Below are 14,895 nucleotides of genomic sequence, written 5' to 3' on the forward strand. Positions count from 1 at the left end.
GCCGCCCGCCCCGCTCAAGGAGCCGTCGCCATGCCGGAGATCTCGCTCATCGATCGCCTCGCGCCGCTCATCGACGAGCGCTGCGGGATCATCCGCCGTGTCCGGCGCTTCATTTTTCCCCCCGGCTTCGAGGGGCAGATGCACGGCTTCACCGCGTTCCTCGGCAGGCCCGCGGCGCTCCACCCGGGCCCGTCCCGCACGGGCTCGGAGCTCGGGTCGCTCACCGGCTCCGGCACGGCCGTCGACGAGACCACCGCCCAGATCCGGGCCGTCTGCGAGGCCCTCGAGCGCTACTGCGGCGTCATGTACCCGACCGAGGGGGTGCTGCGCGCGACGCCGCGCTCGCTCGGCGATCGCGCGCTCGACCCCGCGCGGCTGCCGCGCTGCTCTGCGCGCGAGCGGGCCCGCGCGCCGTCGACCTTCCGCCTGCGCGAGCCCGATCCGGATCGCGACGAGCTCTGGGTGCGCGGCTTCTCGCTCACCCACGAGCGCCCGATCTGGGTGCCGCTCACGGCGACGTACATGGGGTTGCCGCTGCCGATCCGCGATCACGCGCTCTTCCCGCTCTCGACGGGGTTCGCGGCGGGCGCGAGCTTCCGGCAGGCGATCCTCTCCGGCCTGTGCGAGGTGATCGAGCGCGACAGCCTCGCGCTGTTCTGGCTGCACCAGCTCCGGATGCCGCGCATCGCGCCCGGGAGCGCGCGGAGCCCGCTCGTCGCGGCGCTCCTTCGCAGCGCCGAGGCCGCGGGCACGGAGACGGCGCTCCTCGATCTCACGACCGACGTCGGCGTCCCCGTGATCGGCGCCGTGCAGACGTGCGCGCACAGCGCGCCGCACGCGATCGCGATGGCGGCCTGCCGCCCCGACGGCGAGGCCGCGGCGGCGCGCGTCCTCGAAGAGGTGGGGAGCCTGCGGGTGGCGCTGAGCGAGCCCGCTCCGCCGGTCACCCGGGCGTCGTTCTTCACCGACGCCGATCAGACACCCGAGTCGTTCGGGCGCCTCTACGCGGGGCCCGACGGGCCGGCGCGGTTCGCGTTCGCCACGCGGGAGGCGCCTGTCGCGACCGCGTTCCCCCGCCCGATCGAGGGCGACGACCCGCTCGCGGCGATCGTCGCGCGGCTCGCCGCGCTCGGCATGGAGGTGGTCGCCGTCGACGTGACGATGCCCGAGGTCCGCGACTTCGGGATCGTCGTCGTGAAGGTGATCGTGCCCGAGCTCCTGCCCATCAGCTTCACCCACCACGCGCGGTACCTCGCGCACCCTCGCTTGTACGACGCGCCGGAGAGGCTCGGGTACGGCGCTCGCACAGAGGAGTCGATCACCGATGATCCGATCCCGTTCGCCTGAGAGCCCGGCCTCGGAGCGCGCCGCCGGCGCGCCCGCTGTGCACGTCATCCGTGACGGAGAGCTCGGCGCCCGCTGCGCGGAGCTCCTGACCGGCGCAGGGGCGCGGGTCACGACGTCGGCGCTGGGCACGGGCGCGCCGGAGGCGCTGCCCGACGCGGTGATCGTCCTCGCGACCGATCGCCCCCGGCCCGCGGCGGCGCTCGCGCTCGACGCGGCGGCGTTCGCGGCGCGGGTCGCGTGGACGTCGGGCACGCTGCTCGCGCACGAGCTCCGGATCGGGCCGTCGATCGTCCCCGGCCGCACGCCGTGCTTCGCCTGCTTCACGCGGCGCGTGCGCTCGGTCGCGCTGGACCTCGCGGCGCACGACGCCCTCGAGGCGCTCGGGGCCTCGGGCGACCTTCGCCCCTGGTTCCAGGGCGAGCTCGCGGCCGTCACCGAGCAGGCCGCGGCGCTGCTCGCCGCGGAGGCGCTCGCGCTCTTCAAGGAGCGCGGCGCGCCGGAGCCGCCTCGCGCCGGAGCCGCGCGCATGGGGCGCTTCTGGGAGTGCGACGTCACGTCGGGCGCGCTCCGCGCGCGGCGCTTCGCCCGGGTCGGGCTGTGCGGGCGGTGCGCCGCCGGCGAGCACGCGGCGGGGCGCGGGGCGTCGCTCGCGGGGTACTTCGCCGAGCACCCGCTCGCGATCGCCGGATCGTCCGGCGTGGGAGGTGGCCGATGAGCCCGTCCGATGATGCCTACGAGGCCCGCGATCTCAGCCGCTTCGCCGAGCTTTACTGGGAGCTCCGCTGCCCGGAGCGCCCGCGCTTCGTCGAGGATCTCCTCCGCGTGACGCTCCCGGGCGGAGCGCTCCACGTCGTCGGCGGCGAGGCGCAGATCATCCAGGGAGCGTCGCTCCCGTGGGTGATGGAGAACCTCGTGCCGCTGCTCGACGGGACGCGCACCGTCGGCGACGTCGAGGCCGCGTTTCCGGGCGTCGTCGCCTCCGACCTGCGGGACGCGATCCACCTGATGCACATGCACGGCATGCTCGAGGAGGGCGAGGGCGCCGGGGCCGACGAGCCGCGCCGGGCGCAGCGCGCGTTCTTCAGCAGGTACCTCCGCCGGACCGGGCGCAACCGCAGCCGGGGGGAAGCGCAGCGGGCGCTCGAAGGCGCGCGCGTGCGCGCGCTGGGGGACGGCGACGCGCCGCTCGCGGGGATGCTCGTGACGATGCTCCGCGAGGCGGGCGTCGCCGACGTCCGCCTCGCCGCGAGCGCCGGGGAGCTCGCGCAGGGCGAGGTCGATCTGGCCGTGGTGATCGGCGACCAGGAGGCGCTCGAGGCGGCGGCGCGCGCGTGCATCGCGGCGCGCGTCCCGATGCTCGCGGCGAACGCCGGCACGTGGACGATCGGGCCGCTCACGATCCCCGGGGCGTCCGCGTGCCCGGCGTGCGTCCGGCTTCAGATCGGCGCTGCCGCGGCGGATCCGGCGCTCGACGACGGCGCCGCTCGCGCGCTCTGGGGGCGCGCGCTCGTGAGCCGGGTCGCGCAGCACGTGATCTTCCACGCGAGCGGGCTGCTCGCGGTGGCCCCGCTGGAGCACGTCGAGGTGTGGCGGCCCGGCGCCGGCGAGACGGCGCTCCACCCCTTCATGACCAGGCTGCCCGGCTGTCCGCTCTGCGGCGGCGACGCGCCGCCGCGGACGGCGACGCTCCCGTCCGGCCACGCGGAGAGCCTCGCGCGGATGTTCCACAACACGACGGTCGTCCAGCCGTGGCACATCGGCCAGCACGCGGGGATGCAGGCGCACATCAGCCCGGAGGTGCGGAAGCTGCAGAGCACGCCGGCCGCGCCGTCGCCGCGGCGGCCTCCGGAGGGCGCTGGCACGCAGGTCACCGCGCCGCTCGGCGCGGCGTTCGGCGCGCCGGCGGGGGCCGCGCTGTCGCGCAGGCGCGGCGCGACGGGGACGCTCGACGCGGGCGCGCTCGGCGCGCTGCTCGAGCTGAGCTTCGGCGGGCGCGTCGAGCGCCGCGCCGAGGGCGAGGCGCACGTGCGTCGCAACACGGCGTCGGCCGGGAACCTCGGCTCGGCGGAGGCGTACGTCGCCGTGGCGCGGGTCCCCGGGATCGCGGCGGGCGTCCACCGGTTCGAGCTCGCAGCGCGAGCGCTCGCGCCGCTCCGCGCCGGCGTGGTCGCGGGCGCCCTCGCGCGCGCCGCGCTCGCGGGCGGGAGCGCCGAGCACGCCGCGGCCGTGGAGTCCGCGGGCGCCGTGATCGTCGTCGTCGGCTCGGTCGCGCGGGCGTGCTCCAAGTACTACGCGCGCGGGTACACCTACGCGCTGCTCGACGCCGGGTTGATGGCCCACCGCGTGGAGCTCCTCGCCCAGGAGCTCGGCCTCGCGGCGACGGCGGTCTGGACGTTCGACGACGAGGTCGTCGCAGGTGTCGTCGGCGTCGATGGCATCGATCTCGCACCGCATCTCCTCATCGCGCTCAGGGGCGCAGCCACGGAGGCCCGCGATGTCTCTCGCTGATCACAGGATCTCGTCCACGCTCGCGGCGGCGACCCAGCCCCTGCGCGGGGTCGCCGAGCTCGTCGTCGCGAGCCGCTACCCCGAGACGCGGCCGTCGCCGGAGCCGGCGCTGCCCGCGCCGTCGCCGCTGCCCGGGGACGCGGAGCGCGCCCTCGCGCTGCCCGCGCCGCGCGCGCTCGAGTCGGTCCAGCGCTCGCTCGCGTCGGTCATCGCCGCGCGGCGGAGCGGAAGGCTTTCGGCGGGAGCCCTCGACGCGGCGACGCTCGGGACGCTGCTCGCGGCCGCCGCGGCGCGGCCGGCGGGGCTCGCGGACGCGACGCTCGATCCGCTGCTGTTTCCGGTGGTCTTCGACGTCGACGGTGTCCCGCCCGGCGCGCACCGGTACGACCGCGGCGAGCATCTCCTCGCGCCGATCGGTCCGGCGTCGCGCGCGCGGATGGCCGAGACCGCGATCCTCCAGCGCGAGCACGCCATGGGCGCGGCGGTGCTCTTCCTGGTGGTCCCGATCGGACGGTGGCTCGTGGCGTTCGGCGATCGCGGCTACCGGGGCGCGGCGTTCGCGGCGGGGTGGCTCACCGACCGCCTGTACCTCGTCGCGGAGACGCTCGGGCTCACCTACACGGCGACCGGCGGCTTCGCCCCCGCGGTGGTCGACGAGGTCCTCGGGCTCGACGGCCGCGATCATACGGCGTTCTTCGCGTTCGCCGTCGGAGGGCACCGCCAGCCGACCTCCCGCGAGGCGCCTCGCGGAGGGCAGCCGCGATGAGCCGCGGGTTCCATGTCGCGTCGTGGGGCGCGCTGCGCGTCGCGGGGATGCCGGCCGACGCGCTCGTCGGGCTGCGCCTTCGCGAGAGCCCCGCGGTCGAGCGCGAGCTCGCCGTGGCCGAGATCGAGCTCGCGGCCGCGCGGGCGGACGCGGCGGCGCGCATGTTCGACGTCGTGCGCGGGTGCGACGACGAGGCGCTGCGCCGCGCGGCGCTCGAGGTGAAGCGGCGGCTGTTCAACGGAAAGGCCGTGGCGGCCGGCGCGCTCGAGGGCGCGAGGACCGCGCCGCCGGAAGGGGCGCGCGCCGCCCTCGCGCTCGTCGACGCGCGCGCGGCCCGGTGCGCCGCGCTGGAGGAGCGCTACGAGGCGACGTTCGCCGCGGAGTGGATCGCCGCGTCGGAGCGCTTCCGCCAGACGCTCGGGAGCTCGCGCCTGCTCGGGGGGATCCTGCTCTCGAGCGCCGATCACTGGACCACGGCGCAGAAGCTCGCGGAGATCCCGAGCGGCGCGCCGCTCACCTCGGCGCAGCAGATCCGCGAGGCCACGATCGCGCGTTACGTCTTCCGCGCCACGGCGCGGACGACGCCGTTCGCGGGGTTCGCGGGCGTCGCGCTGCTCGACCTCTCCGCGTCGCCCCCAGGCGTCGGCGACGCGCCGCACGCGCCGCACGCGCCGCGCACGCCCGGGGAGGCGCGGTGGCGCAGCCTCCCGCAGCTCGCGCTCGCGCACGCCGGGGAGCTCGTCGCGCGCGCGATGTCTTCTCAGCCGGCGGCTCACGCCCACGCACGCGCGCGCCTGCCGCTCCGGATGAACCCGCTCCGGCGCTTCGCGGCGGGCGCCGCGTCGTCGGTCGTGTTCTCGCGCGCAGGGTCGGGCGAGCTGATGTCGCTCGGGTGGACCCCCGCCGTCGCCCGCCTCGTCGAGGGCGCCCAGGGGCGCACGCTCGAGGACGCCGCCCGGGCGCTCGCGTCGGACGACGCCGACGAGCGAGCGTGCCGCGACGTCCTCGAGCAGCTCGTCGAGGCGGGCATGCTCGAGCCGGCGAGCGTCCCGATGGGTCCGACCCCTGCAGCGCTGCGCGCCGCGGCAGACGCCCTTGGCGAGATCGGGTGCGCGGGCGCGCCGGACGAGCTCCGCTCGGTCGCGCGGCGCCTCGAGGACTACGCGACCGCCGACGTCGAGGCGCGCGCGCGCCTCGCCGCCGAGCTCGGCCGCGGTCGCGGGCGCTCGGCCGTGCTCGAGGATGTCATGGTGGACGGCGCCTTCGGCGCGGAGCTCCCTGCCACGCGCGGGGCGCTCGCCGCGGCGCTCGAGCCGGTCGTGCGCTTCGTCCGCGCGAGCGCCTGCGGGGCCGCGCACCGCCGGCTCTGCGCGGCGTTCGTCGAGCGGTTCGGTCGTGACGGCGTCTGCGACGACATCGGCGGCTTCGTGACCGAGATCCTCGAGGACCCGCAGCGCGTCGCGCGCATCCGCGGCGCATCCGAGCCGATCCGCTGGATCGACGCGGAGCTCGGCCGCGTCGCCGCCGCGGCGACGGGCGATGCCGTGCGCCTCGATCCGGGGCTCTTCGAGGGGCTCGCCGCCCCGGACGCGCCGTCGTCGATGGCGCTCTTCCTCCAGATCGCGCCTCCCTGCCCGCGCGACGGCGGGGAGCCGCGCGTCGTGCTCAACGGCGCGCAGGCCGGGCGCGCGAAGTACCTGTCGCGCTACCTCGCGGACGCCGCGGGGCGCGCCCCCGAGGCCCTCGATGCGATCCGCCGCCGCCTGGCGCAGGAGGACGGTCCGCTCCCCGTCGAGCTTTCGCCCACGCTCGGCCTCAACTTCCAGGTGCATCCGCGCCTCACGGAGTGGGCGCTCGAGCTCCCGTGGGAGCCGAGCGCGCCCGGCGACAAGGTCCTCCCGCTCCGCGATCTCTCCCTCCGCTTCGACGCGGCGGCGGTCGAGCTCCGGCTCCGATCGCGCCGCCTCGGCCGCGACATCGAGCCGATCCACCTCGGCTTCCTGCGGGACGCCGCGCTCCCCGATCCGCACTTCCTGCTCCGCGCGCTCTCGCCGCGGCTCCGCGACGACACGGTCGCGGAGCGGGCGGATCTCTACAACGTGCTCGATCGCCTCGATCTCGCCCGGGGCGTCGCGCTGGCCCCGCGGCGCCCGCGCCTCACGGTCGGTCGCGTCGTGGTGGAGCGCGCGCGGTGGGCGATCCCGGTGAGCGCGGTCCCGCGCAAGGAGCCGAAGCAGCCGTACGCGTCGTACTTCCGCGCGATCGCGCGCCTGCGGCGCGAGCGCGAGATCCCGGCCCGGGGGTTCGCCCGGTACGTCGGGCGGGAGGCGGCCGGCTTCGGCTTCACCGAGACGAACATGTACGTCGACTGGGAGAGCCCGTTCACGCTGATCGGGCTGGCTCGCCTGCTCGGCGGTCCCAGCGACGGGAGGAGCGGGTACCTCGTCTTCACCGAGCTCCTGCCGGAGCCCGAGGCGTCGTGGCTGCGCCTCGACGGGAGGCCGCACGCGGCGGAGCTGCTCGTCGAGATCGACGGCGAGAGGAGCGCGCGATGAGCTGGATCTACCGGAAGCTGTTCCACGGTCGGGGCCCCGAGGGCGAGGGGACCGACGCGCTCCTCCTCGGGTCGATCGATCCGCTCGTGAGCGGGCTCGAGCAGAGCGGCGCGATCGATCGTTTCTTCTTCCTCCGGTACGCCGAGGGAGGCGACCACCTGCGGCTGCGCGTGCGCGTGGCCCCCGGGCGCGACCCCGTCGACGTGGCGGCGCGCGTGGACGCCGCGGCGGCGTGCTGCACCGCCGTGTCGCGCGCGGAGGCCGCCGCGTACGAGCCGGAGCTCGAGAAGCACGGAGGGCCCGTGGGGATGGAGATCGCGGAGCGGCAGTTCTTCGCGTCGAGCAGGTTCGCGCTCGGCTGCATCCGGAAGACGGCGGGGCGGCCGCGGGCGCGCGCCCTCGTCGCCGTGTGCGCGCTCGACGCGCTGCTCGCGCGCGCGGGCGTCGCGGGGGACGCGCGGCGGTCGTTCCTCGCGGGGTACGCGCGGCACTGGCGCACGTTCGCCCGCGCCATCTCGGGCGTGGAGCTCGCCTGCGAAGCACCGGACGCCGAGTCGGTCGCGCTGGTGCGCGCGCTCGTGCGGGGAGAGGGGCTCGCCGCGCTCGGCGAGCTCGTCGACGACGAGCGCGCGCTCCTCACCGCGTTCGACGCCGATCTGCCCGAGCTCGCCGAGGCGTCGCGGCGCGGAGCGCTCGGCGTGCCGCTCGGGGCCGTCGTGACCAACCTCGCCCACACGTTCCATAACCGCCTCGGGCTCACGCTCGCCTTCGAGGTGTGGGTGGCCGATGCGCTCGCCGAGGCGGACGCGCTCGCCGAGGCAGGCGCCCCGCGCGAGCCGCCGCGGGCTCGCCCGCCGAGCGTCTCGCCGGGCGAGGCGTGGCAGCGCCTCGCCCGCGCGGCCGAGCAGCGCCGGCCCGTCACCGCGCTCCTCGACCCCGGCGAAGGCGCCGCGCTCGACGCGCTCCGCGACGCGGCCCGCCACGACGGCCTCCGGTTCATCGCGCCCGCCGCGCCCGCCGGGGTGCCCGCGCCGTTCGCGCTGCTGCGCGCCCTGGCGGACGCCCACCCGGCGGGCGGCGCGCTCCTCGCTGCCCTCGGCCGCATCGAGGCCGCGCACGACGCGCCGGAGTGCCCGCTGCCGCCCGACCCGGCTTCCGTGGCCGAGGCGCTCCGCGTCTTCCTCGCGGAGCACACGCTCGAGCCCACGGTGCTCGTCCTCCGCGACGTCGACGGCGCCGACGCCGACACGCAGCACGCCGTCGCGTTCCTCACGCGCGCCCTGGAGACGGAGCCGCTCGCCCTCGTCCTCACCGCGAGCGGGCGCCCGAGCCCCGGGTGGGCCGCGATCGTGGCCGAGATCGAGGAGGGGCCGGGGCTCCTCCGCGTCGCGCCCGCGACCGCGCGCGCGCCCGAAGGCGAAGCGGCCGCCCCCGCGCTGACGCCGGGGCCCGCGACGGTCGCGCGGGGCGAAGCGCTCTGCCGCGCCGGCGCGCTGCACGAGGCCGCCGCGATCCTCGGCGACGCCCTTGCGTCGCCCGGCCTCTCGCCCGCGGCGCGGGCCGACGCGCTCGTGGCCCTCGCGAGGACGACGCTCCGCATGTCGCGCCCGGCCCTCGCGCGGAAGGCCGCGGAGGCGGCGCTCCGCCTCGGCCTCCCGGAGCGCCGCCGCGCGCTCGCGCGGCGCGTCCTCATCGCCGCGCTCCACAACCTGGGCGAGACCGCCGCGCTCGACGCGCTCCGGGACGAGGTCGCTCAGCATCGCTTTGCGCCCGGCGCGTCCGCCGCGGAGCGCTGCTGGGCGGAGCTCGACGCCGCGCTCGTGTGCGCCACCGACGCGCGCCGCGCCGAGCACGAGGCGCGGCTCGACGCCCTGCTCGCCGCGCCGCGCGGCGACGCGCCGCCGCAGTGCCTCGCCGCCGCGCACGCGTGGCGCGGGGCCGCGCACGCGGCCAGCGGCGAGCACGAGCGCGGCCTCGCGCACCAGCGCCGGGCGCTCGCCTTCGCCGAGGAGCTCGCCGATTTCCGCCGCGCCCTCATGGTGCGCGTGCGCCTCGCGAGCAGCGTCGCGGCCGCGGGCGAGCTCGCCGAGGCGGCTGCGCTCTTCGACATCGCGGCCCGTCACGCGGCGTGGATCGGCCTCTTCGACCTCGCGTCGCTCGCCGCGCAGAACGCGATCTCGCTCGGCCTCGCGCGCCGCGACGCCGCCCCGGTCCGCGCGTGGCTCGACGGCGCGCTGCCCGCGCGCGCCCGCGTGTGGCGCTCGCCCTACGGCGCGCTCGCCGTGCTCCACGCGCGCGCCGAGTCGGCCCTCGCGCGGGGCGAGGCCGCAGCGGCGGGGGCGCACCTCGATCGCCTGCGCGCGCGCCTCGCCGCGCTCGGTGGAGCCGCCCCGCAGAGCGCGCCCCTGCTCGCGCTCGCCGCGGCGCACCTCGAGGCCGACGTCGCCGCCGCCGCGGGGGACGACGCCGGCAGGGCGGCCGCGCTCGCGCGCGCCGCGGAGCTCACCGTGGGCGTGCCGCCGGAGGAGCGGCGGCTCGTCACGGCGATCGCCCGCGCGCGGCGCGACGCCTGCCGCGGCGACGGCCGCCGCGACAGGCCGGTGGTCCTCGGTTTGCAAAGTCCCTGAACGAACTCGAGCCGCGCCCGCCGCGGGCGCAGAGCGAAGGAGAAGCATCGTGGAGACTCAGACAAAGCTTCCGCCCATGCCTGGGCTCTCGGGCCCCGAGAAGAAGCGCTTCATGAACGGCACCCACCGCGCGGCCTCGCCCGAGGAGACCTTCGATCGAATCAAGGGCTTCATGCCGGCGATGGGGATCACGCGGGTAGCCAACGTCACGGGGCTCGACGCGATCGGGATACCGGTCGTCGTCGTCTGTCGCCCCAACTCGCGCTCTCTCTCGGTCAGCCAGGGAAAGGGGCTGACGCTCGCGGCGGCGAAGGTCTCTGGGCTGATGGAGTCGATCGAGGCCTATCACGGCGAGAACATCGTCCGGCCGCTGCTCCTCGGCTCCTCTCGCGAGCTCTCGCGCTCCCACGCGATAGCCGACGTCTCCGCGCTGCCGCGGACCTCGAGCGCGCCGCTCGACGAGGACACCTCGCTCCTCTGGGCCGAGGGCTACGACCTCATGCGCGGCGCCCCTGTGTGGGTCCCCTACGAGCTCGTGCACGTCAACGCCACCGCGGTGGGCCGCGTCAACCCGGGTATCTTCTGCTGTTCGACCAACGGGCTCTCGTCGGGAAACGGGCTCCTCGAGGCGGTGAGCTACGGTATCTGCGAGGTGGTCGAGCGCGACGCAACGGCCGTGTGGGGGGCCCTCACCGACGAGGAGCGGGACGCGAGGCGGCTCGATCTCGACAGCATCGATGACCCCGGCTGCCGCGAGGTGCTCGAGAAATTCTCGGCCGCCGGGGTCGCCGTCGGCGCGTGGGAGACCACCTCCGACGTCGGTATCCCCTCGTACGAGTGCCTGATCGCCGAGCGGACGGAGGATGCCGTCCGGGCGCTCCACGGCTCCGGCGGGCAAGGCTGCCATCCGTCGCGCGCCGTCGCGCTGCTGCGCGCCCTCACCGAGGCCGCGCAGACCCGGCTCACGGTCATCTCGGGCGCGCGCGACGACCTCCTCCGGACCGAGTACGACCGCCACCGGAGCCCCGATCAGGTCCGGCACCTCCGCCGGCTGCTGACGGCGCGCGGAGAGCGCCCGTTCTCCGCGGGGCCCACGTTCGCGGGCGACACGTTCGAGGACGACGTCGCCTGGCAGCTCGAGCGGCTGCGCGCGGTCGGGATCGACAGCGTCGTCGCCTTCGATCTCACGAAGCCGGAGTTCGGCATCCCCGTCGTCAAGATCGTGATTCCGGGGCTCGAAGGGATCCACTCGTTCCCCAACTACATCCCTGGCCGCCGGTTCCGCCGCGCGCTCGAGCGCCGGAGCGGGAGCGCTGCGAGCCGGAAGGAGATCGCATGAGCATCATCGTCTTCATCGGTCCGACCCTCTCGCTCGAGGCCGCGCGGGCGGAGCTCGACGCCATCTATCTGCCGCCGGTCTCGCAGGGCGACGTCTACCGGGCCTGCGCGAAGCGCCCGAGCGCGATCGCGATCATCGACGGCTACTTCGAGCGGGTCCCGGCGGTCTGGCACAAGGAGATCCTCTTCGCGATGGCGCAGGGCATCCACGTCTTCGGGAGCTCCAGCATGGGGGCGCTGCGCGCCGCCGAGCTCTCCGCCTTCGGCATGGAAGGCGTGGGCGCCATCTTCGAGGGGTACCGCGACGGCCTCATCGAGGACGACGACGAGGTGGCCGTCGTCCACGGCCCCGCGGACAGCGGCTTTCGCGCCGGCTCCGAGGCGATGGTCAACCTCCGCAGGACGTTCGACGCCGCGGCGGCCGCGGGCGTGATCACCGCCGCCACGCGCGACGCCCTCACGGCGATCGCGAAGTCTCTTTACTATCCCGACCGCGCCTATCCCGTGATCCTCGACGCCGCGTCCCGCCATGGCGTCCCGCAAGGCGAGCTCGCGTCGCTGCGCGACTTCCTCCCGAAGGGGCGCGTCAACCAGAAGCGCGACGACGCGATCGCGCTGCTCCGGCACCTCCGCGCGCGCGCCGAGGCGGGCTTCTCGCTGAAGACCGTCTCGTACAGGTTCGAGGTCACCGAGTTCTGGTGCCGCGCCGAGCAGGCCGCCGGCGAGATGGTCGCCGCGGAGCGCCCGAGCGCCGGCGACCCGTCGCCGTACGAGACGGTCGCCCTCGACGGCATCCTCGACGAGCTCCGCCTCGACGCGGCGGCCTACGGCCGGGCGAAGCGCGGCGCCATGCTCCGGTACCTCGCGCTGCAGGAGGCCGAGCGGCGCGGCCTCACCGTGGACAACGCCGCGCTGGAGCGGACGTCCGACGCCTTCCGCCGCGAGCGGCGGCTCTATGAGCCTGACGACGTGAAGGCGTGGATGCGTCGGTTCAGCGTCGGCTGGGGCGAGCTGACGCGGCTGCTCCGCGACGAGGCGCTCATCGGCTGGGTCGAGAAGGCGACGGACGAGGTGGCGCAAGGCCACGTCCGCGACCACCTCTCGGTCTCCGGCGAGTACGCGGAGCTGCTCTCTCGGGCCCGCGACAAGCAGCAGCGCCTCGCCGAGCTCGGCCTGTCGAACCCCGCCTTCTCCGACGCCGGGATGGGCGAAGGCGACCTGATCCGGTGGTATTTCGAGCGATGCCTGGGCGCGCCCGTGCCGCCCGATCCGGCGGGCGCGCTGCGCTCCGCCGGCTTCGCCGACGCGGACGAGTTCAAGCGCGTGGCGCTGCGCGAGGTGTGTTATCGCCGCGCCGCGCCCGGCGACCGCGCCGCGAGCGCCTCGGCCCCGGAGCGCCGATGAGGCCCGCGATCTCGCTCCGGGGGGCGACGAAGGTCTTCGCGTCGCGCAGGGCCATCGACGCCGTGTCGTTCGAGGTGCGGCGCGGCGGCGCCACCGCGCTCCTTGGCCGGAACGGCGCTGGGAAGACGACGACGATGCGCCTCGTGACAGGCATCCTCCTCCCCGACGAGGGCGCGGTCGAGGTGCTCGGAGGCAGGAGCGACAGCGTCGCGATCCGCGATCGCGTCGGCTACCTCCCGGAGGAGCGAGGCCTGTACAAGCAGATGCCTGTCGCCGAGCACCTGGCCTTCCTCGGCGAGCTCAAGGGCGTCCGCCCGCGCCGCGCGCGCGAGAGCGCCGCGCGGCTCCTCCGGTCGCTCGAGCTCACGCACGTCGCGCGCGCGCGGATCGAGACGCTGTCGAAGGGCAACCAGCAGAAGGTGCAGCTCTGCGGCGCGCTCGTCCACGACCCGGAGATCCTCGTCCTCGACGAGCCCATGTCGGGCCTCGACCCCGTCAACGCCGTGGTCGTGAAGCGGCTCTTCGGGGAGCTCCGCGCCGCCGGAAAGACCCTGTTGCTCTCGACCCACGTCATGCCGCTCGCCGAGAGCCTGGCCGACCACGTCGTCGTCGTCGATCGGGGGCGCGTCGTCCTGGAGGGCCCCGTCGGCGAGGTGAAGGCGTCCTTCGCCGGCAACACCGCGCGGATCGAGTTCGACGGCGACGGCACCTTCCTCCTCGGCGTCGACGGCGTGGTGAGCGCGCGGATCGAGCCCGGCGCGGCGGAGCTCGTGCTGCGCGACGCCGGCGACGCGCAGCGGGCGCTCTCGGCGGCGATCTCGCGCCTCCGGGTGCGGCGGTTCGAGGTCTCGTCGCCGTCGCTCGGTGACATCTTCTCTCGCGTCGTCGGCGAGGGCGCCCCGCCGCCGCTCGCCCACAGGGCGCGCGCGGGCCGGGGCGCGGCGCTGGAGGCGCCTCGTGAGCCGCATCCTCGTCGTCTTGAAGCGTGAGTACGTCGCCGCAGTGAAGACCGCGTCCTTCGCCCTCACGACGCTCCTCCTGCCGGTCCTCTTCGCGGCGGTGGGCCTGCTCCCTGCGCTCATCGTCGCCGTCGGCGTCGGCGACCGCTCGGTCGTCGTTGTCGACGGGACAGGCCGGCTCCGCGGGGTCGTGGAGGCCGCCTCTGCGGGCCTCGCCGAGGAGGCGTCGGCGCGGTCCGCAGCGAGGTCGCTCGGCGCCGCGATGGGCAGCGCGGTGCTCCCGAGGGCCGCCCGGCTGCGGCTCACCTACGTCGCCCCCGGGGACGCCGCCGCCACGAGCGCGGCCGTCGCGGCGCTGCTCGACGGCGCGAGGGCGGGCGTCGAGGCGGGAGGGCACGGCGTGGACGGCGTGGTGGTGCTCCCGCCCGCGATGCTCGAGGACCCTGGCGCGAGGGGCGCGCTCTACGCGAGGGGGGCTGACCTCGACGCCGTCGAGCACGCCGCGGCGGCGATGGCGCGCGGCGTCGCCGTGGCGCGGTGGACGGCGCGCGGCCGCGACGCCGCCGAGATCGAGGGCCTCCTGTCGCCCCCTGCGTTCGATCCGGCGCCTCTCTCCTCGAGCGGCCCCGGGGGCCCCGGCGGCGACCTCGACATGCTCGTCGCCTTCGGCTTCGGCGGCCTGCTCTTCGTCGCGATCCTCTTGAACGGTCGCGAGATCTTGCGCCGCATCGTGCAGGAGAAGTCGGATCGTATCATGGAGATCCTCCTTTCCTCGGTGACGCCGTTCGAGCTCCTGTCCGGGAGGATCCTCGGCCTCGCCGCCGCCGGCCTCACGCAGATCGTCGTGTGGCTCGGGATGGCGGCTGTCGCGGGCGCCGCGATCGGCGCGCTGGGAGGGCCGCGCCTCATCGACGCCGAGACCCTGCTTCGTCCCATGGTCGCCGTGTACTTCGTCGTGTTCTTTCTCCTGGGATATCTCGTGAACGTGGCTGTCTATGCCGTCGGGGGCGCGGCCGCGAGCTCCGAGAAGGCCGCGCAGCAGCTGATGAGCCCTATCTCGATGGCGCTCTCCGCGCCGCCGTTCTTCCTCGTGGTCATCGCCGGTCACCCCGGCTCGACGCTCGCCGTCGTGCTCTCGATGATCCCGATCTACGCCCCGATGGTGATGTTCGTCCGGGTCCTCGTCTCCGAGCCGCCGCTCTGGCAGATCCTCGTCGCCATCGGCGGCACCGGCGCGACCGTGCTGCTCTTCATCTGGGTCGCCGCAAGGATCTTCCGGATAGGCGTGCTCTCCCATGGAGCGACGCCGAGCCTCCGCGAGCTCTGGCGCTGGGCCCGCGCCAGGTGACGCGGGCCGACGGCGCGATCGGCTGTCCGAACGCGCGGCGCAG

The 14,895-nt window shown here is 75.9% G+C and carries 10 protein-coding genes; all 10 read left to right on the forward strand.

From position 1 onward, the window contains the following. Positions 1-30 precede the first annotated feature (30 nt). From POL72_RS18845 to POL72_RS18890, 10 genes are read left to right on the forward strand one after another with little or no spacing between them, the layout of a single operon-like run. Positions 31-1,347 (forward strand): YcaO-like family protein, encoded by a 1,317-nt coding sequence (locus POL72_RS18845; RefSeq protein ID WP_272096809.1) that lies wholly within the window; start codon positions 31-33, stop codon positions 1,345-1,347. Then, positions 1,325-2,062 (forward strand): hypothetical protein, encoded by a 738-nt coding sequence (locus POL72_RS18850; RefSeq protein WP_272096810.1) that lies wholly within the window; start codon positions 1,325-1,327, stop codon positions 2,060-2,062. Before POL72_RS18845 ends, POL72_RS18850 begins: the two co-directional genes overlap by 23 nt. Continuing rightward, on the forward strand, positions 2,059-3,855 hold the full coding sequence (locus POL72_RS18855) for a SagB family peptide dehydrogenase (RefSeq protein WP_272096811.1): 1,797 nt from the start codon (positions 2,059-2,061) through the stop codon (positions 3,853-3,855). The genes POL72_RS18850 and POL72_RS18855 overlap by 4 nt, the downstream gene beginning before the upstream one ends. Further along, positions 3,842-4,621 (forward strand): nitroreductase family protein, encoded by a 780-nt coding sequence (locus POL72_RS18860; RefSeq protein WP_272096813.1) that lies wholly within the window; start codon positions 3,842-3,844, stop codon positions 4,619-4,621. The genes POL72_RS18855 and POL72_RS18860 overlap by 14 nt, the downstream gene beginning before the upstream one ends. Next, positions 4,618-7,176 (forward strand): lantibiotic dehydratase, encoded by a 2,559-nt coding sequence (locus tag POL72_RS18865; protein WP_272096814.1) that lies wholly within the window; start codon positions 4,618-4,620, stop codon positions 7,174-7,176. The genes POL72_RS18860 and POL72_RS18865 overlap by 4 nt, the downstream gene beginning before the upstream one ends. After that, entirely contained in the window at positions 7,173-9,803 is a 2,631-nt protein-coding gene (locus POL72_RS18870; protein WP_272096815.1) for a thiopeptide-type bacteriocin biosynthesis protein, read from the forward strand. Before POL72_RS18865 ends, POL72_RS18870 begins: the two co-directional genes overlap by 4 nt. Before the next feature lie 49 nt (positions 9,804-9,852). Continuing rightward, positions 9,853-11,142 carry a YcaO-like family protein gene (locus tag POL72_RS18875; RefSeq protein ID WP_272096816.1) on the forward strand — a complete coding sequence of 430 codons (1,290 nt, stop codon included), beginning with the start codon at positions 9,853-9,855 and terminating at the stop codon, positions 11,140-11,142. Beyond that, on the forward strand, positions 11,139-12,545 hold the full coding sequence (locus POL72_RS18880; protein ID WP_272096817.1) for a TfuA-like protein: 1,407 nt from the start codon (positions 11,139-11,141) through the stop codon (positions 12,543-12,545). Before POL72_RS18875 ends, POL72_RS18880 begins: the two co-directional genes overlap by 4 nt. Further along, positions 12,542-13,534, forward strand: a complete 993-nt coding sequence (locus tag POL72_RS18885) for an ABC transporter ATP-binding protein (protein WP_272096818.1) — start codon at positions 12,542-12,544, stop codon at positions 13,532-13,534. Before POL72_RS18880 ends, POL72_RS18885 begins: the two co-directional genes overlap by 4 nt. Continuing rightward, positions 13,503-14,852 carry an ABC transporter permease gene (locus POL72_RS18890; protein WP_272096819.1) on the forward strand — a complete coding sequence of 450 codons (1,350 nt, stop codon included), beginning with the start codon at positions 13,503-13,505 and terminating at the stop codon, positions 14,850-14,852. Before POL72_RS18885 ends, POL72_RS18890 begins: the two co-directional genes overlap by 32 nt. Positions 14,853-14,895 lie beyond the last annotated feature (43 nt).

Origin of the sequence: Sorangium aterium, from assembly GCF_028368935.1 — a bacterium.
GTDB classification, from domain to species: Bacteria; Myxococcota_A; Polyangia; order Polyangiales; family Polyangiaceae; genus Sorangium; species Sorangium atrum.

Bases quoted from the DNA above. Each gene is read 5' to 3' on its own strand.
- POL72_RS18855 (WP_272096811.1), top strand. From the start codon at position 2,059: ATGAGCCCGTCCGATGATGCCTACGAGGCCCGCGATCTCAGCCGCTTC.
- POL72_RS18885 (WP_272096818.1), top strand. From the start codon at position 12,542: ATGAGGCCCGCGATCTCGCTCCGGGGGGCGACGAAGGTCTTCGCGTCG.
- POL72_RS18880 (WP_272096817.1), top strand. From the start codon at position 11,139: ATGAGCATCATCGTCTTCATCGGTCCGACCCTCTCGCTCGAGGCCGCG.
- POL72_RS18860 (WP_272096813.1), top strand. From the start codon at position 3,842: ATGTCTCTCGCTGATCACAGGATCTCGTCCACGCTCGCGGCGGCGACC.
- POL72_RS18845 (WP_272096809.1), top strand. From the start codon at position 31: ATGCCGGAGATCTCGCTCATCGATCGCCTCGCGCCGCTCATCGACGAG.
- POL72_RS18865 (WP_272096814.1), top strand. From the start codon at position 4,618: ATGAGCCGCGGGTTCCATGTCGCGTCGTGGGGCGCGCTGCGCGTCGCG.
- POL72_RS18850 (WP_272096810.1), top strand. From the start codon at position 1,325: ATGATCCGATCCCGTTCGCCTGAGAGCCCGGCCTCGGAGCGCGCCGCC.
- POL72_RS18870 (WP_272096815.1), top strand. From the start codon at position 7,173: ATGAGCTGGATCTACCGGAAGCTGTTCCACGGTCGGGGCCCCGAGGGC.